Origin of the sequence: Bradyrhizobium sp. 613_E4_N2_2, from assembly GCF_052075995.1 — a bacterium.
In the GTDB taxonomy this organism is placed as follows: domain Bacteria; phylum Pseudomonadota; class Alphaproteobacteria; order Rhizobiales; family Xanthobacteraceae; genus Bradyrhizobium; species Bradyrhizobium barranii.
This window is the reverse complement of the sequence record NZ_CP197234.1, coordinates 3,027,362-3,044,624: the sequence shown is the minus strand read 5'-3', so window position 1 is coordinate 3,044,624 and position 17,263 is coordinate 3,027,362. Positions and strand designations below refer to the sequence as shown.

Below are 17,263 nucleotides of genomic sequence, written 5' to 3'. Positions count from 1 at the left end.
GGACTACATGACTGCGATCCTGAAGAACTTCATCGGCGGCGAATGGGTCGACGGCTCCGGCGTCACCAAGAACATCAACCCCTCCAACACCAACGACCTCGTCGGCGAGTACGCCAAGGCCGACAAGGCGCAGACCGAGAAGGCGATCGCGGCAGCCAAGGCCGCCTTCCCGGCCTGGGCGCAGTCGACGCCGCAGGTGCGCCATGACGCGCTGAACAAGATTTCTCTCGAAATCCTCGCCCGCAAGGAAGAGCTCGGCCGCCTGCTCGCCCGCGAGGAAGGCAAGACGCTCCCCGAGGGCATCGGCGAGGTCGCGCGCGCCGGCCAGATCTTTGCGTTCTTCGCCGGCGAAGCGCTGCGCCTGATCGGCGAGAAGGGCGCCTCCGTCCGTCCCGGCCTCGACGTCGAGCTCACCCGTGAGCCCGTCGGCGTCGTCGGCATGATCACGCCCTGGAATTTCCCGATCGCGATCCCCGCCTGGAAGATCGCGCCCGCGCTCTGCTACGGCAACACGGTGGTGTTCAAGCCGGCCGAGCTGGTGCCGGGCTCGGGACATGCGCTGTCCGAGATCATCACCCGCTCCGGCATTCCGGCCGGCGTGTTCAACCTCGTGGTCGGCTCCGGCTCCGTCGTCGGCCAGACCCTGCTCGACCATCCGGATGTGGCCGCGATCTCCTTCACCGGTTCGGTGCAGACCGGCCGCAAGATCGCGCAGGCCTGCGTGCTGTCGAACCCGATGAAGAAGTTCCAGCTCGAGATGGGCGGCAAGAATCCGCTGGTCGTGCTCGACGATGCCGACCTGAAGACCGCCGTCGAGGTCGCCGTCAACGGCGCCTATTTCTCGACCGGCCAGCGCTGCACCGCCTCCTCCCGCCTGATCGTCACCGAAGGCATCCACGATCGCTTCGTCGCGGCGGTGGCCGAGCGCCTGAAGGGCCTGTCGGTGGACGACGCGCTCAAGGCCGGCGTGCATATCGGCCCGGTGGTCGACCAGAGCCAGCTCGACCAGGATCTGCGCTACATCAAGATCGGCCAGGACGAAGGCGCAAAGCTCGCCTTCGGCGGCGAGCTGCTCAAGCGCGAGACGCCCGGCCATTACCTCCAGCCGGCGCTGTTCACCGAGGCCAACAACAATATGCGCATCGCGCGTGAGGAGATTTTTGGCCCCGTCGCCGCCGTCATCCGCGCCAAGAACTACGAGGAAGCGCTGGCGATCTCCAACGACACCGAGTTCGGCCTCGCCTCGGGCATCTGCACGAGCAGCCTGAAATACGCCTCGCACTACAAGCGCAACAGCGAGTCCGGCATGGTGATGGTCAATCTGCCGACCGCCGGCGTTGACTATCACGTGCCGTTCGGCGGCCGGAAGGGTTCGAGCTACGGCGCCCGCGAGCAGGGCTCCTATGCGCGCGAGTTCTATACCACGGTGAAGACCGCCTATACCTATCCGGGTTGATAGGCCACGATCGTAGGGTGGGTTAGCCCGCGGCTGCGCAACGCGCGGTCCGCTGGCGTAACCCATCTCTTCTGCCTCCGCGGATGAAGACATTGGTGGGTTACGCTACGCTAACCCACCCTACACTTTCGGAGTCCTCCCATGGACCAGGACGTCGCAGCGAAAGAGCAGCCCCGCTACATCAAGCTCAACGAGCGCGACAATGTCGCGATCGTGGTCAATGATTTCGGGCTTCCCGCCGGCTCCCGCTTCGCCAGCGGGCTGACGCTGCGCGCCTTCGTGCCGCAGGGGCACAAGACGGCACTGGTCGATATCGCGCAAGATCAGCCGATTATCCGCTACGGCGAGGTGATCGGCCACGCGTTGTCGCCGATCCTGGCCGGCGAATGGGTCGACGAAGCGCGCATCCGCATGCCGGAGGCCCCTGCCCTCGACAAGCTGGAAATCTCGACCGCCGTCCCCGCGCCGCTGCCGCCGCTCGAAGGCTTCACCTTCGAAGGCTTTCGCAACACCGACGGCTCGGTCGGCACCAAGAACATCCTCGGCATCTCCTCCTCCGTGCAATGCGTCAAGGGCACGATGGAATACGCCGTGAAGCGCATCCGCGCCGAGCTGCTGCCGAAATACCAGAACGTCGACGACGTCGTGCCGCTGACGCACGCCTATGGCTGCGGCGTCGCCATCAATGCCCCCGATGCGGTCGTTCCGATCCGCACGCTGCAGAACATCGCGCAGAACCCGAATTTCGGCGGCGAGATCCTGGTCATCAGCCTCGGCTGCGAAAAGCTCGCGCCCGAGCGACTGGTGCCGGAGGGCGTCAGCGATGCCATCGTGCGCATGCAGGACGAAGCCTTCGACGGCTTTGGCGCCATCGTCGATGCGATCATGACCCAGGCCGAAGCCCGCCTGAAGATCCTCAACACCCGCACCCGTGAGACCTGCCCGGCCGCCGACCTCGTCATCGGCCTGCAATGCGGCGGCAGCGACGCCTTCTCCGGCGTCACCGCGAACCCCGCCGTCGGCTTCGCCGCGGACCTGCTGGTGCGTGCCGGCGCGACCGTGATGTTCTCGGAAGTGACCGAAGTGCGCGACGCGATCCAGCTCCTCACGCGACGCGCCATCAACGAGGACGTCGGCCGCGCGCTGGTGCGCGAGATGGCCTGGTACGATTCTTATCTCGCCCGCGGCGGCGCCGATCGCAGCGCCAACACCACGCCCGGCAACAAGAAGGGCGGCCTCGCCAACATCGTCGAAAAGTCACTCGGCTCGATCGTCAAGTCCGGCTCGTCCGCCATCACCGGCGTGCTCTCGCCCGGCGAGAAGGCGACCCAGAAGGGCATGCTGTTCGCGGCAACGCCCGCGTCCGACTTCATCTGCGGCACACTCCAGCTCGCCTCCGGCATGACGCTGCAGGTGTTCACCACCGGCCGCGGCACGCCCTACGGTCTTGCGGCTGCGCCCGTGATCAAGGTTGCGACCCGCACCGAGCTCGCGCGCCGCTGGAAGGATTTGATCGACTTCGACGCCGGCGGCATCGCCACCGGCGAGAAGACCATCGAGGAAACCGGCTGGGACCTGTTCCGCCTGATCCTCGATGTCGCCAGCGGCCGCACGAAGCCGTGGTCGGACCGTTGGGGCATCCACAACGACCTCACGCTGTTCAATCCGGCGCCGGTGACCTGAGGCCGGGCCAACCGGCCTCACTGACCGTCGATCAGGTGCATGTCGCCGAGCGTGACCGGCAGACTGCGCGTAATGAGATCCGCGACCGCCGCGCGTAGCCGTTCGTTCGCAGCCGGCCCCTCGAACGTCGCGTCGATCGGCCCGCTGGGTCCGGCAAGCCGCATGGTGCCGGTGTTGTCGAGCGGCGCGGCTGCCCGCTTCTCGATCACGTTGAACGACTTGCCGTCGATCACGCGCACCTCGTAGAGCGCGTGGATCAGGCCGTAATCCGCAAGCAGCGTGCGATATTGGGCGAGCCCGATGCCCTCGACGTTGCGGCCGTTGCCGAGCTTCGATCTGGCCCGGGTGATGACGATGTAGGCATCCAACCCCTGCGGCGCGACATCGCTGCGAACCAGCTCCTTGAACGGATCGCTGCGCAGGAGATTGACTGGCGCAACCGCCGAATCCCTGATCGCGGCAAACGCGGCACGTCGGTAGCTCACCGCCTGCACGCGAAAGCGTCCACCGAGCAGCTTCGTCGCCTGGTGGACGATCAGCTCGTCCAGCCCCCATGCGCTGATCGAGAGGCTTTGCCCGGCGTTGCCGAGCGCGATCAGGCCGGCTTGCGTCAGGCTCATCTCCTCGCCGATGGCCGAGACGATGCCGACGGTCTTGATCGCCTGGAGCCGGGTCGCGCGCGTCTCGAACGCGGCGGCCGCGCCGAGGGCGATGCAAGCGACCGCCAGGCCAACCCATAGAAAAGCAATGCGGCGCATGGTGACCTATCGAATCCTGAAATCGAACGAATAGGACGCACCGAGGCCGATCGTCGTCTGGTTCGACGATCCCCGCAGCTTCACGAGCGGGCTGTCTGCGGCGTCGCCCAGCAGCTTCTCGTACTCGACATAGGCATGGACTTCCCACTGCGGATTGATGCGATAGGAGATCTGGCCGCCGAAGCCGACCGAATGCGCACCGCCTTTGGCATCGTACATCGGCAGCCCGGACGCCACGGACTGCACGGCGTCGACGCCGAAATAGGGCGCAGTCGCCTTGGTGCTTTTCCAGGTGAAGCGCGGGCCGGCCGAGATCGTGAGCCTTTGGATCAGCGGCACGATGACGTCGGCGGAGACATCGGCGACCGTGCCGGTATTTCCGCCCATGCCCTGGCGCAATTCACTGCGCAGGCGCAGCCAGTCGACCGGGAAATATTCGACGAACCCGCCGAGCTCGTATGCGGCCTTGACGTCGCCAAGGCCGGTCAGCTCGGCATATTTATCGCTCCTGCGCGACGCGACGTATTTGAACGCGGGGCCGGCGCGAAAATTTCCGACGTCGAACAGCGCGATACTGGCGCTGTCGCGGGGCCCGCGAAACTGGTCGACCGATCCGGCACGGCGAATGGAGAAGATCGGGATCGGCATGAGCTTCCCGTTCTTCGATCCGACGAAATCCGGCGTGTACTCTCCGCCGATGCCGACCATGACGGTCCAGTTGCCGGAAGGTGACGGCAGCATCGGCACGTCGAACGGCGGGGCTGGCAACGTGAACGCCGTCTGCGCCGATGCCGACTGCGGGATTGCCAGGATTGCGCCGAACGCGGCGAGGAAGGCGGTCAGCAAGGTCTGCTGCGCTCTCGCCGCAGGATCGAGAGCAGCTTCGTCAAAATGCTTCATTTACAGGGCCCCGGACCGGCCTTGCTGGCCTGGTCGACTCGTGTGGTTAGGAGCCACAGCATGTGGTCCGGCAAAATTGCCCCAAGATTGCAAGGGGCAGACAGCGCCCCGATCCATTCGCGGCGCATGCCGGGCGCGCCGCCGGATCAATGTTGCCCGAACATTGCCGGGCCGCGCTCACGCTCTCAAACTTTGAGCGCTAGGGCCGGTCGGCGCCCTCGCTCCTGCCTTTTATTCGCCAAGCTCGCTGCCTTAAAGGGAACCCTGCGCACGAGCCGGAACGCCAGACTTCGGCCAGGGAGCGTCACGCTCAGGTTTTGTTGCCCCAGCAGAGTCAAGGACGTCCCGTGCGCTCCCTCGTAATCGAAGACGAACCGCAGATCGGCGCCTATGTCAGCCGCCTGCTCGGACAATTGCACGGCATTGTCGACGTCGTCGGCTCGATTGCCGATGCCCGCCAGGCGCTGGACAATTTCAAATATGATCTCGCGATCATCGACCGGATGCTGCCCGATGGAGATGCGCTCCAGGTGGTGACGGCGCTGAGCCGATCGGCGGACCGTCCCGCGATCATCATGCTGACCTCCAAGGACGCCAAGGAGGATGTCGTCGACGGTCTCAATGGCGGCGCCGACGACTATCTCGGCAAGCCGTTCGAGCCGCAGGAGCTCATTGCGCGGGTGCGCGCTGTGTTGCGGCGCCCCCGGCAGCTCGCGCCCTCGGTGCTGTCGCTCGGCAATGTCGAGCTGCATCTCGGCAGCAACGAGGCGGTGGTCGCCGACACGAAAATCCTGCTGCGCCGGCGCGAGGCGCTGATCCTCGGAGCGCTCCTGATGCGCCGCGACCGCGTCATCACCCGCGCCGCCCTGATCGAGGAGATCTACGGCTTCGACGACGAGATCGAATCCAACACGCTCGAAGCGCAGGTCTCGCGCTTGCGGAAGAAACTGACCGAGCTCGGCGGCGATGTCGAGATCCGCAGCATGCGGGGCATCGGCTACATCCTGCGGCTGGCAACACCGCGATGACGTCGATTGCCCGAACGTTTGCGCTGTCGCTTGGCATCGCCGCGACGACGATCTTCCTGATCATGCTCGGTGTCTTCATCTGGCGTTACCCGATGGAGGAACGCGAGTTCAGGGCTTGCCGCATTGTGATCGCCGTTCTCGATCGCGCCACGGTGATCGAGGGGCAAAACCTGACGGTACGCCCGACTCCCGCCCTCGGGGAGCTTAAAGCGGACAGCCCGAACCTCTGGTACGTCTTGTCCGCGGGCGATCTGGTCAGCGAATACGGGAGCGAACGCCGGCCCACCCTCCCCTTCGCGTTTCCCTATCACGGGCCGATCGGCTCGTCCGTCTTCAGCACACTCGACCAGAAGAACACCTTTTGTCTCGCCGTCGTGCAACGGGGCCCGTTGCAGCTTACGATGATGGTCGGCGAACCCAAGGTTCGCTTCGGTCGGATTGCAAGGAACTTCCTTGTCCGCAGCATTTTCGCGATCATCACGCTGGCGCTGGCCTTTGCGGCGACGGTCGCCATCGGCTCAATGCTGGCCGCACGTTTCGTCTCGCGCGGCATCGAACGGGTGGCGCGTCGCGCGCTCGCGATCGACCCATCGGCCCCGCAGGGCCTGATATCCCTGTCCGAAGTCCCCACCGAGCTGAAGCCGCTGGTCGCGGCGCTGAACCGCGCCTTCGGCGAGATCGACGCCTACATCAGGATGCAACGCCGCTTTCTCGGCAACGCCGCCCATCAGCTGCGCACGCCGCTCACGCTGCTGCGCGCGAAAATCGAGGACGTGCCCGAGCCGGCGCTGAGGGTGGAGTTGGTGCGCGACGTCCGCCGCCTGACGTCGCTGGTCTCCGCCATGCTCGACCTGGCGCGATTGCAAAATTATGCGATCGAGAAGCGACCGATCGATCTTGCCGAGATCACGCTGGACGTGCTGGCCGATTTCAGCCCCTCGGCGCTGGACGCCGGCATAGAGCTTGCGCTGGAGCACGCCGAAGAAGGTCCGTTCCTGGTGCAAGGCGTCGACGCCGCGGTGCGCAGTGCGCTTGCGAATCTCGTCGGCAACGCGCTCATCCACGCCCATGGTGCGCGGCGCATCGTCGCCACGCTCAGCCGCGGCGACATCTCGATCGACGATGACGGCGCGGGCCTGCCCGACGGCGCGGAGCACAGGCTGCTCGAGCCATTTCAGACCGGCAACAGCGCGGGCGACGGCGCCGGCCTCGGCCTGTCGATCGTCCGCGAGATCATGGCCGCGCACGGCGGAGAGCTGGTCATTTCCTCCGCGCCGGGCCGCGGCACGACGATGAGCTTGCGCTTTCCCGAGGCCACCGCGACGACCAGATCGCCGCACCTCGATCTGCAAACGGGCTGACGAGCCGCTTCTAGCCCTTCGGCGAAACCGTCCGGAAACATTGGCGTGGAAAACTTCTTCCGCGTTTCACGTCTGTCGCATCACGCAATCAAATAGATCCGCCGGCGGCGGTCGAATGTTCGCACACAAGCGAACCTGGCGTGGCATCGCCGCGACCAAACCTCCGATTGCCATCTTCCGCGGAGATTTTCCATGCGCGTTCTTTCAATATTTGCCGTTGCCGGCGCCATGATTGCGAGCTCGGCCGGTGCATTTGCCGGCGAGCTTCCCTCTTACGACGTGAAGTCGTTTCCGATTTCGACGACGCAAGTGCAGGTGCTCGGCGGCGCCGGGGTCGAGGAGCAGCCGTCTGCGCCCGCGATGATCGTCGCCGGCATGCCGGCCTCGCCCGCGCAAATGTCGGTGCTGTCGCCGCGCGTCAAGCGGCTGGCGAGCGCCAACGCCACGAGCGAAGAGCGCTGAGACAGTTTTCGACCCCGGCTGCCCTTGCCGGGGTCGTCGCTCCCGCCGTCAGCGTGACATATAGCCTGCCGCGATCGGCTTGAACCGATAGATCAGATACGGCGTCTTGTTTTCGGCCTTGCCGCCATGGAACATGGCGGCTGCGGAGACCTGAGACGCGGACACGTACATGTACCCGTCGGGAGAGGCAGTAATCCCGTCCGGCCACACCATGTCCGGATCGCTCAAATAAGTGCGAAACTTCCGGTCGGCTCCTATGACTCCAATCGATTTGGTCTCGACCGCAGTCAGGTAGATGTTGCCCGCATAGTCGATCGACAGGCCGCCATTGTTCGGTTTGTCCGAGTAGCGTTCTACCCGCGCGCTCAGCTCTTCGGCGGGCAGCTTCTCGTTGCCGAGGTCGGTGGCCTTGATGCGGTACAGCGACCGGCCGCTGAGTGGCGCGAAATAGACCCATTCGGACCTGGCATCCATCGTGATGCCGTCGCAGCCGACCTTAATGAGCGAAGGCTTGCCGTCCTTGCCAGGCACGGTCAGATCATTGCCATCCACGGTGATCGGCACATTTTCAGGGACGGTGGATCGATCGCCGTCCAGCACGCGCCGGGCGGCACCCGTATCCATGTCGATGACGATGATCGCAGCGTGAGAGCCATCGCCGCCGGGCCCGATGTTTTCGTCGGCGATGTAGAATTTCCGGTTCTTCTGGTCGATCACGATGTCCTGCGGCTGCGAGCCTTTCACGGTCACGGGCTCGGGCATGTAGTGGATGCGCTCCAGCCTGTTCGTGCGCGTGTTCCAGCCGACCAGCTTCGGCGTGATCTGCGTCCGGAATCCCATGTCGATGATCCACACGACACCGCTTTCGTCGGAACGAAGACCCAGGACGTTATCGAGGTACTGATCGGTGCCTTTTCGTGGCGTATTCCATTCCGCATTTGGAAACGGCTCGAACGTCGTCGGCGATGTCAGCCGCGCCACACGAACGTCGGGACTGAAGAATGGATGGTGACTGAAGATCAGCTGATTGTCCGGCGTAAACGCAATGTTGCCGACCGACTGAGGGAGCTTCGCAAAGACTTCCGCGTTGCCGCCTCCGTTCTCCGCACAGGCCGCGCCCGTGACGATTGCCGCCGACAGAAAAATGACAAGTCGAATTCCTCTCCTCACGCTTCGCACCGCTCCCTCCCTTTGTTTTCCACGGTTATTCCGGCGCGCGTGCGCCCGGTCCGCGCCGGCAACCGCCGCAGGATTTGAATGCAGAGACCCAATGCGAGCCGAAGCGGCCGCTCGTTCACCGCCTCGCCGATATCGATCTTTGCGAGAGCCACGATGCGCGCTAATTTGCGGACTGACAATTACGCACAGGCCAGTCCTCTAGTATCACGGAGTGAACCATGCAGAAGCTCGGCAGCAAGACGTATGATTGTGCCGTGGGATGCCCCGTGGAGGCCACCCTCGATCTGATCGACGGCAAGTGGAAGGGCGTGATTCTCTACCACCTGCTCGACGATACGATTCGCTTCAACGAGCTCAAGCGGCGCCTGTCCCGGATCACGCAGCGCATGCTGACGCGCCAGCTCCGCGAGCTCGAGGCGGACGGCCTCATTCATCGCGAGATCTATGCGGAGGTCCCGCCGCGGGTCGAGTATTCCCTGACGGCGCTTGGGCGCTCGCTCGAACCGGTCGTTCGCATGCTCTGGACATGGGGCAATCAGTATCTCGCGACGGAAGCGGCCCGTGCCGGTGCGGTCAACGGCGCCGTTTCGCTCTCGCCGCGGGTCAGACGGAGCCTGCCGGCAGGTCGCGCGTAGGCGGGCCCCTGCGTATCCACGATGCCTTGCGGCGACTGCAAGTAAATCGCACACGTCGATCAAGACGGCGTGGGCCTACGCCGCGACGAGACACGATTCTCCATCCTCACATGAGGCCATCCGCGCGCCGCCATCAAGCGGCGCGCGCTCTACTTATATAAATACTAATTCCAAATCTGATGATTGAGGGACCATTGCGCCCCTCCCGCACTTCAAGCCATCGACTGCGCTTGTTAGTCGTCCGCCCCGCAAATGATGGGGTCGCGAATGACTACATATCTCAGAACGACGGCAGGATTGATCGGCGGCGCGCTGCCGCTGTTGGCAGGCCTGATGGATGCGGCGCCGGCCGAGGCGCAATCATCGTCGCAGGAATTGCCCGCCGTCGTGGTTGAGCAATCGTCGCGGCCGGCAGCGCGCACACGTCCGTCTCCCTCCCGTCAGGCCGCACAGGCGGCAAGCCGCCGTCGCCAGGCCGAGCGCGCACCATCGAACGCCGATACACAGGCGGCCGGCGCGAGCACGGGCGCGGAGACCGCGACAGGCCCCGTCCGCGGCTACGTCGCGACCCGCAGCGGCACCGGCACGAAGACCGATACGCCGCTGCGTGAGACACCGCAGTCGATCACCGTGGTCACCGCCGACCGCATCATCGACCAGGGCGCGACCACCGTTCAGGAGGCGCTGCGCTATGTCCCCGGCGTGTTCGCCGACGCCTACGGCGCGGACTCGCGCGGCGACTATCCGCGCATCCGCGGCCAGGACCCAAATATCTATCTCGACGGCACCCGCATGGTGAACACCAACAACTTCAACGAATGGCGGCCGGAGCCGTACACCCTGGAGCGCATCGAGGTCTTGCGCGGCCCCTCTTCCGTGCTCTACGGCGACACCTCGACCGCCGGCCTGTTGAACCTGATCTCGAAGCGCCCGCAGGCCGAATCCGCCAACGAGATCGGCGTGCAATATGGCAGCTTCTACCGTAAGCAGGTGCAGCTCGACTCCACGGGAAAGCTGACCAAGGACGGCGAGTGGCTCTATCGCTTCATCGGCGTATACCGCGACAGCAACACGCAGACCGATTACGTCAAGGACGGCCGCATCGTGCTCGCGCCATCACTGACCTGGCGGCCGACCAACAACACCAGCTGGACGGTGCTCGGCACCTATCAGAAGGACACCACGGGGTCCTCCACGGCCTTCCTGCCGCATGAGGGCACATTGTTTGCCGGCCCCAACGGCTACATTCCGGTGCGGCGCTTCGCCGGCGAGCCCGGCTTCGACCAGTACCAGACCGAGACCGGCGCGATCAGCAGCCTGTTCGAGCACAGCTTCAGCGACAGTCTGAAGATCCGGCAAAACCTGCGTTACGCCCATGTCGAGGGCATTTACCGGTCGACGTGGCCGGACCTGAACTTCGTCGATCCAAGCGATCCGAACTATCCATTTCTCGACGCCAGCCGACGCTCCGTGGCGCGCAGCGTATGGAGCCGCGAGACGGTCAAGGACAACCTGACCTCGGACAGCAATGCCGAGCTGAAATTGCACACCGGACCGGTCGCACACAAAGTGTTGTTCGGCACCGACTACCGCGAGTTCAGGGAGCACGCGCAATCAGGCTTCACCACAGACCCGACGCCGTTCGATCTCTACGCGCCGGTCTACCGCGGCGTACCCGCGCCGACGATGTCTCCCGAACCGGATCTGCGCCAGACCCAGCTCGGTATTTACGCTCAGGACCAGTTGCGCCTCGGACCGTGGCTCGCCGTGCTTGGGCTGCGCCACGACTACGTCACCAGTAACACGCAGGCCTCGCCGGTCGAAAACTACCAGGCCACCACCGGCCGCGCCGCGCTGATGTACGAGCTGCCATTCGGCGTCACGCCTTACGTGACCTATGCGCAGTCGTTCAACCCGGTGTTCGGCAGCGGCGTCTGCGCCACGGTGTGCGCGCCGCAGCGCGGCGAGATGGTGGAGCTCGGCTTCAAGTACAATCCGACACCGGGCAATGCGATCAACGGCGCGATCTTCGACACCACCGAACGGAATCGGCTGGCCAGCGACCCCGATGATGACCGCTTCTCGATCCAGACCGGGAAGGTGCGCATCCGCGGCGCCGAGCTCGAGGTGCTGGCGCGCGTCACGCCGGAGCTCGACCTGATCGGCGCCTATACCTATCTCGATGCCCGCGTGGAAAGCGGCGACAATTCCGGCAAGCATGTCGAGACCGTGCCGGATCACCAGGCCTCGCTCTGGGCGAAGTACCGTCTGTCCCTGCTCGGCCTGCCCGGCGTCACGCTCGGCGGCGGCGTGCGCTACATCGGCACCTCCTGGGACGGCACCGACACCCTCCGCACACCCGACTATACGCTGTTCGACGCCATGGTTCGTTACGAGACCGGTTCCTGGCGGCTTCAGGTCAATGCCAGCAATCTCTTCGACAAGCGTCACCTCACCACGTGCCTGGCGCGCGGCGACTGCTTTCTCGGAATCGGCCGCACGGTGCTCGGCAGCGTGACGTACAAATTCTAGCCACGACCGCTACGTCATGCTGCCGGGCATGAAGCAGCGCACGCGCGGATGGCCGTCGACATAGTGCTTCCACACCATGGTTCGACCGATCTTGTTCGGCTCGGTGATCACGGCACCGTCGGGCACGACGACCCATTCGTCGTCGATGCGCACGCGGTAGTGGCCGCGATCGGATTCCCAGTCGACGTCGGCTATGACGTAGCCGTCGGCATCCGAGCAGCATTGCCCGTATTGGCTGTGCAGGCTCTCGAACCAGGGTTTTAGCGGCGAGTTGGCATAGCGGCCGTCGTCGCGCGCCAGCGCCGAGGTCGCAAGCAGCGCCATCGGCCCCAGCAGCGCCGCCGCACATAGTCTGGCAAGTCGCATATCGTCTCCGCGGATCGCAATCAGCGCCGCGAGGGACAGACACCGCCGTCCGCCTTCCGCACGGACGCGGCAGGCGTGGAGACGGCGACTCGCTCCCCAGCGGCTTTGCGACAGCTATGCAAATCCGGCGCCAGCGCGCATTCCGGGGAACTACGGCCGCACGGCGTTGCCCCGGCCGGCGCGCACGTCCTGCATGTCCAACGCGTCGGCAATTTGCCGCAGCTGTTTTGGAGGCTTTCCTTGTTCCGCGAGGACGTGTACGAAACGGCCGCGGACGCGGGCCGCATCTTTTAATCAACTGTTTCAATTAGAGAAATCAGGTGTTGGCGTGACTGGCATTGGACCGTCAGCGCTATGAGTTCGAGAGAGTTGCTTCCTGGCCAGCAGGATTCGACCGACTTGCCCGCAAGCGAAGTGCAGTTTGCGCTCGTGATTTCGCGCATGCTCGAGACGGTGAAGGACGACGCGGACGCCAGGCGGCAGATGGTCTACGACCTTGCCCGCTACAAGCTCCAGGAGCAGTTCACCTACGCCGACGCCAGGAACATCGACCAGATGAAGCGGGCGCTCGAGGTCGCAATCGAGGAGGTCGAAAAATTCTCGCGCGACCAGGCGCCGCTGGAGCGCTTGCCGTCACAACAGCTCACGTCGTCAAAGGCGACCGAGACAGGCGGTCTCCTGGTGTCCGGCGACGCGACCGTTTTGCGATCGAGGATCGAGATATCCCGCAGCAAGCTGCCTGCGATCTCGGGCCCGCTTCTACCGGTGATCAAGCGTACGGCGGCCATCCTGCTTGCCGTTGGCGCCGTCATCCTGATCGTCTCGCAGCGAGACAACATCGCCGCGCTGCGCCGCCAGATTTCGTCCCAGGCCCAGGAGATCGCGCAGGTATCGCCCAAGCCGGAGGCGACGATCACGGTCGCCAAACCGGAGATGGTCGCCCCCGCCCCGCCTCCCTCGACGCGCGTATTGCCAACCGACTACGGCATCTACGCATTGATCGACGACAAATCGCTGGCGGAATTGAATGCGACCGGCGTGATGGCGCCGGACATGCGCATCGCGATTTCACCGGAGTTCAAGAAGCCCGATCGCCCGCATCTGCCGAACGGCCGCGTCAAATTCATCGTGTTTCGGCGGGACGCCGCGAACGTGATCCCCGAGCGCGTCGAGGTTCGGGTCGTCGCGAAGATCGCCAGGGAGTTTTCTACCGACGCTGCAGGCAAAAATCTAGGCGGCGGAGAAGATGTCGGGGTGATCCGAAACTTCTCCTATCCGTTCCGGGTGTCGCCGATCCCGGGGAAGCCCGAGATGTACGAGCTTCACACCGCCGATTCAGGGCTCGAGCTTGCGCCGGGACATTACGTCCTGAGCCTGGGACCGCAGGCCTATTATTTCCAGGTCGACGGCGAGATCACCGATCCCCGGCAATGCCTCGAGCGGGTCGTCGCCGGCAACGGCACGTTCTACGCGCCTTGCAAGAAGGCGCGGACGTATTGACGGTCGTCAAGACCGTCGCTGCTGAGGCAGGCCCGAGCCACACACTCAACTGTCATCGCCCGACTTGATCGGGCGATCCAGTATTCCAGAGACAGTGCGAGGATACGGAGGGGCCCTACTGCTTCGGCGCCGGCGCCATCATCGCGCCGCCCTTCTTCGCCGCGGGCGCGGGCGCCGGCTTCGTCGTCGCGGCGGTCGCCTGTGCCGGAAGATATTTGGCGACGATGGCAGGATCGACCTGGGCGATGTAGGCGTCGGGAAGACGCGTCCAGGTCTCGTCCTTGCCGAACAGGGAAATGCCGAGGAAGCCGCGCATGGTCAGCGTCTGCCCGTCCGGGCTGACCGACATCTTGGCCTTCCAGATGTTGCCGTCGCGCGGATTGACCACGTTGCCGCCGTCATACTTCAAGCCGTCGCGCTTCATGTCGCGGATGAAGGAGAGCCCGAGCACCGGCGCGTTTTTGCGATCATCCGTGCATTTCGCACAGACCTCATTCGGGTCGTCGCCGGGGCGCGGAAAGGTTTTTGCGATCACGCCTTCGAAGATGCCGTTGTGGTCGACGAAGAGAAACCATCCCACCGTCTTGCCGTCCTCGGTCTTCTGCCAAAGACCCGCGGCGGTTGGCTGCTGCGCCTGTGCGGCTACCGGCCCAACCGCGCCAAGCGTCAGCGCAACAGCGAGCGCGAGGGGCGAGAGCAGTCGAAAGCTGGAAAAGAGAGTCCGCATTATGATCACCTTGCTAAGCCGCCACTGCAATGGCCGCAGACTACGGCGATTTCGCGAACGGTTCCAGCACCAGAAACATGGGGCATTGCCTGCCGAACCCGGTGCCGTCAGTTGACACCGAGCTTCTTTTGCAGACTGGAGGACGAGGTCGTGTACTGGAACACGAGCCGCTTCTCCGGATAGACGTAGCGATGGGCTTTTTGCGCCATCAGTGCGCCCTCGTGGAAGCCGCACAGGATCAGCTTGAGCTTGCCCGGATAGGTGTTAATGTCGCCGATGGCGAAGATGCCGGATACGTTGGTCTCGAACGCGGACGTCTCGACCGGCACCAGATTGTTCTCCAGCGCGATGCCCCAGTTCGCGACCGGACCGAGCTTCATGGTCAGCCCGAAGAACGGCAGCATGGTGTCGCAGGAAATTTCGCTCACGCTGTTGTCGTTGCCCTTGACGGTGGCGCCGGTCAGCTTGCCCTCGGTGCCGGACAGCGCGGTGACCTGCCCGAGCCGCAGATCCATCTTTCCGTCGGCCACCAGCGCGCGCATCTGCTCGACGCTGTGGGGCGCGGCGCGAAAATCGTCGCGCCGGTGCAGCAGCGTGACGCGCTTGGCGAGCGGATGCAGATTGAGCGTCCAGTCGAGCGCGGAATCGCCGCCGCCGACGATCAGAACGCTCTTGTCGCGGAACGTCTCCATCTTGCGCACGGCGTAGTGCACCGAGGTGCCCTCATAGGCCTCGATGCCCGGCACCGGCGGGCGCTTGGGCTGGAACGAGCCGCCGCCGGCCGCGATCACCACCACCTTGCATTCGAACACCTTGCCCGCGTCGGTGGTGCAGCGAAACAAGGGATCGCCGATCTTCTCCACCGTCTCCACCATCTCGCCGAGATGGAAGGTCGGATGGAACGGCTTGATCTGCTCCATCAGCGCGTCGGTGAGGCCCTGCCCCGAAACGTGCGGAATGCCGGGAATGTCGTAGATCGGCTTTTCCGGATAGAGCTCGGCGCACTGGCCGCCGACCTTGTCGAGGATGTCGATGAAATGCGCCTTCATGTCGAGAAGGCCAAGCTCGAAGGCGGCGAACAGACCACAGGGGCCGGCGCCAATAATCAGCACATCGGTTTTTATCACGTCGCTCATGTCGTCTCTTTATCGATCGTTATCGGTTGGACGCCGCCCGGGGGGCAGAAGTGACCCTGCCTGTCTAGCCAACGGGGATGGATCAGGGAAGGCATAAAAGCGGGAGCACCCCGCAGCCGCGCCCACTTGCCGGGTCAGGATAACTGGGCTGTAACGGGAAGCGATATGACGGAGATCAATCGGTGAACGCACCAAGCCGCCTCGATACGACGCCGCGCCTGGAGGACTATCCCTATCGTCTCGGCGACAATGTCCGCTTCGGCGATCTCGATCCGAACCAGCACGTCAACAACGCGGTCTACGCCACTTATTTCGAGACCGGCCGGGTCACGCTGATGAAGAGCCCGGAATACAGGCTGACGCCGCCGGGCCTCGCCTGGATCATGGTGCGCCTCGACATCCATTTCCGCGCCGAGCTGCACTGGCCGAACACGATCGAGCTCGGCCTCGGCGTGGTCAAACTGGGACGGACGTCGGTGACCTTCGAACAGGTCGTGTTTTCGGAAGGAAATTGCATCGCTTCGGCGATGTCGGTCGGCGTCATGCTCGACGAGGCGACGCGGCGGCCCGCACCGCTCACCGCTGAGATCATCGAGAAGCTCAGACCCTGGCACAAGCGCGGTATCGTGGTCGCGCCGCCGAGCATCTAGTAGATCGAGAGACGATCAGGCCTGTCGTTCCGGCGTCGCCACGACAAGCCCGTCGAGCTCGTCGGAGACCTTGATCTGGCAGGACAGCCGCGAGTTCGGGCGCACGTCGAAACCGAAATCGAGCATATCTTCTTCCATGGGCGTCGGGCTGCCGACCTTCTCGCGCCAGGCTTCGTCGACATAGACATGGCAGGTTGCGCAGGCACAGGCGCCGCCGCATTCGGCCTCGATGCCGGGAATGCTGTTGCGGATGGCGGCTTCCATCACGGTCGCGCCGTTCTCGACTTCCACCGTACGGGTTTCGCCCTTGTGGTCGACAAAGTTAATCTTGGCCATGTGTGCTCGTGCTGCCGCGATGTTGCGAATGAAGGAGGTCCGGGCTGTCCTATAACGGGTCGATCCGCCCGGCGCCATAGGGTTTTGAAGCGACGTGAATCCCGCTTCGCGGGAAGAAAACGCGTCAAAACAAAAGACTAGAGCGCGGTTTCTCGCCCTGTCGCCCTAGGGCTTCAGGATCGCCTCGACGGCGGCGCGAGCCTCGGTCACCCCCTCTTTCAACGCGGCGAAGGCGTGGGGCTGGCCATGGCCGGTCCGGACCGCGGTCTCCAGGCTGGCCGCGGCATCGGCCACCGCAAAGGCGCCGATTCCGCGCGCGGAGCCCTCGAGCTTGTGGGCGAGTGTGCCGGCCTCGGCCGGCAGTGCTGCCATCGCCGCAACCAGGCGAACCGCCTGCTCGGCGAACATCGCGAGCACTTCCTGTTCCAGCTCAGTGTCCCCGAGCGTCATGCGCGAGAGGTGATCGAGGTCGAGCGGGCTGTCGATGGGTGCAAGCGGGGGCGAAGGCATCCAGTCCATCCGTTGCAGTTCAGGCGTCATGGCGCAGACCCCGG

At 64.5% G+C, this 17,263-nt stretch carries 17 protein-coding genes; 9 read left to right on the top strand and 8 right to left on the bottom strand.

Annotated elements, in window-relative coordinates:
* Window positions 1-7 precede the first annotated feature (7 nt).
* Complete coding sequence (locus AB7290_RS14250; RefSeq protein WP_085405879.1) at window positions 8-1,456, top strand: aldehyde dehydrogenase family protein; 1,449 nt, start codon at window positions 8-10, stop codon at window positions 1,454-1,456.
* Window positions 1,457-1,597: 141 nt separating this feature from the next.
* On the top strand, window positions 1,598-3,139 hold the full coding sequence (garD, locus tag AB7290_RS14245; RefSeq protein ID WP_085405878.1) for a galactarate dehydratase: 1,542 nt from the start codon (window positions 1,598-1,600) through the stop codon (window positions 3,137-3,139).
* A 17-nt stretch (window positions 3,140-3,156) separates the two neighbouring features.
* On the opposite strand, the gene AB7290_RS14240 is transcribed toward garD, so the two are convergent.
* Together AB7290_RS14240 and AB7290_RS14235 are read right to left on the bottom strand one after the other, a co-directional pair.
* Complete coding sequence (locus AB7290_RS14240; protein WP_085405877.1) at window positions 3,157-3,897, bottom strand: hypothetical protein; 741 nt, start codon at window positions 3,895-3,897, stop codon at window positions 3,157-3,159.
* Between the two features lie 6 nt (window positions 3,898-3,903).
* Window positions 3,904-4,797 (bottom strand): MipA/OmpV family protein, encoded by an 894-nt coding sequence (locus AB7290_RS14235; protein ID WP_201266286.1) that lies wholly within the window; start codon window positions 4,795-4,797, stop codon window positions 3,904-3,906.
* Between the two features lie 347 nt (window positions 4,798-5,144).
* Here AB7290_RS14235 and AB7290_RS14230 point away from each other — a divergent pair, with 347 nt between their 5' ends.
* From AB7290_RS14230 to AB7290_RS14220, 3 genes are all read left to right on the top strand, one after another.
* Window positions 5,145-5,825 (top strand): response regulator transcription factor, encoded by a 681-nt coding sequence (locus tag AB7290_RS14230; protein WP_071912145.1) that lies wholly within the window; start codon window positions 5,145-5,147, stop codon window positions 5,823-5,825.
* Window positions 5,826-5,917: 92 nt separating this feature from the next.
* Window positions 5,918-7,186 carry a sensor histidine kinase gene (locus AB7290_RS14225; RefSeq protein WP_245344303.1) on the top strand — a complete coding sequence of 423 codons (1,269 nt, stop codon included), beginning with the start codon at window positions 5,918-5,920 and terminating at the stop codon, window positions 7,184-7,186.
* Window positions 7,187-7,378: 192 nt separating this feature from the next.
* A complete protein-coding gene (locus tag AB7290_RS14220) occupies window positions 7,379-7,648 on the top strand; it encodes a hypothetical protein (RefSeq protein ID WP_063986239.1) in 270 nt (89 codons plus the stop codon).
* Window positions 7,649-7,696: 48 nt separating this feature from the next.
* On the opposite strand, the gene AB7290_RS14215 is transcribed toward AB7290_RS14220, so the two are convergent.
* The gene (locus AB7290_RS14215) at window positions 7,697-8,818 is read right to left on the bottom strand and encodes an L-dopachrome tautomerase-related protein (protein WP_085405875.1); all 1,122 of its coding nucleotides are present in this window, start codon (window positions 8,816-8,818) and stop codon (window positions 7,697-7,699) included.
* A 227-nt stretch (window positions 8,819-9,045) separates the two neighbouring features.
* Here AB7290_RS14215 and AB7290_RS14210 point away from each other — a divergent pair, with 227 nt between their 5' ends.
* The gene (locus AB7290_RS14210) at window positions 9,046-9,462 is read left to right on the top strand and encodes a winged helix-turn-helix transcriptional regulator (RefSeq protein WP_080583959.1); all 417 of its coding nucleotides are present in this window, start codon (window positions 9,046-9,048) and stop codon (window positions 9,460-9,462) included.
* Between the two features lie 267 nt (window positions 9,463-9,729).
* On the top strand, window positions 9,730-11,994 hold the full coding sequence (locus AB7290_RS14205) for a TonB-dependent siderophore receptor (RefSeq protein ID WP_085405874.1): 2,265 nt from the start codon (window positions 9,730-9,732) through the stop codon (window positions 11,992-11,994).
* Between the two features lie 9 nt (window positions 11,995-12,003).
* Here the strand turns inward: AB7290_RS14205 and AB7290_RS14200 are convergent, their stop codons facing one another.
* Window positions 12,004-12,360 (bottom strand): hypothetical protein, encoded by a 357-nt coding sequence (locus AB7290_RS14200; RefSeq protein ID WP_028158285.1) that lies wholly within the window; start codon window positions 12,358-12,360, stop codon window positions 12,004-12,006.
* A gap of 399 nt (window positions 12,361-12,759) precedes the next feature.
* Here AB7290_RS14200 and AB7290_RS14195 point away from each other — a divergent pair, with 399 nt between their 5' ends.
* Entirely contained in the window at window positions 12,760-13,860 is a 1,101-nt protein-coding gene (locus AB7290_RS14195) for a hypothetical protein (RefSeq protein ID WP_245344302.1), read from the top strand.
* Window positions 13,861-13,975: 115 nt separating this feature from the next.
* On the opposite strand, the gene AB7290_RS14190 is transcribed toward AB7290_RS14195, so the two are convergent.
* Together AB7290_RS14190 and AB7290_RS14185 are read right to left on the bottom strand one after the other, a co-directional pair.
* On the bottom strand, window positions 13,976-14,587 hold the full coding sequence (locus AB7290_RS14190; protein ID WP_063982234.1) for a DUF2147 domain-containing protein: 612 nt from the start codon (window positions 14,585-14,587) through the stop codon (window positions 13,976-13,978).
* 107 nt (window positions 14,588-14,694) lie between these two features.
* Window positions 14,695-15,723, bottom strand: coding sequence for an NAD(P)/FAD-dependent oxidoreductase (locus AB7290_RS14185; protein WP_085405872.1), 1,029 nt, complete (start codon window positions 15,721-15,723; stop codon window positions 14,695-14,697).
* Between the two features lie 182 nt (window positions 15,724-15,905).
* Between AB7290_RS14185 and AB7290_RS14180 the strand changes: the two genes are divergently transcribed.
* Complete coding sequence (locus AB7290_RS14180; protein ID WP_085405871.1) at window positions 15,906-16,373, top strand: acyl-CoA thioesterase; 468 nt, start codon at window positions 15,906-15,908, stop codon at window positions 16,371-16,373.
* A 15-nt stretch (window positions 16,374-16,388) separates the two neighbouring features.
* On the opposite strand, the gene AB7290_RS14175 is transcribed toward AB7290_RS14180, so the two are convergent.
* Window positions 16,389-16,709, bottom strand: a complete 321-nt coding sequence (locus AB7290_RS14175; RefSeq protein ID WP_014493954.1) for a 2Fe-2S iron-sulfur cluster-binding protein — start codon at window positions 16,707-16,709, stop codon at window positions 16,389-16,391.
* Between the two features lie 165 nt (window positions 16,710-16,874).
* Complete coding sequence (locus tag AB7290_RS14170) at window positions 16,875-17,249, bottom strand: Hpt domain-containing protein (RefSeq protein ID WP_441253477.1); 375 nt, start codon at window positions 17,247-17,249, stop codon at window positions 16,875-16,877.
* Window positions 17,250-17,263: the final 14 nt, after the last annotated feature.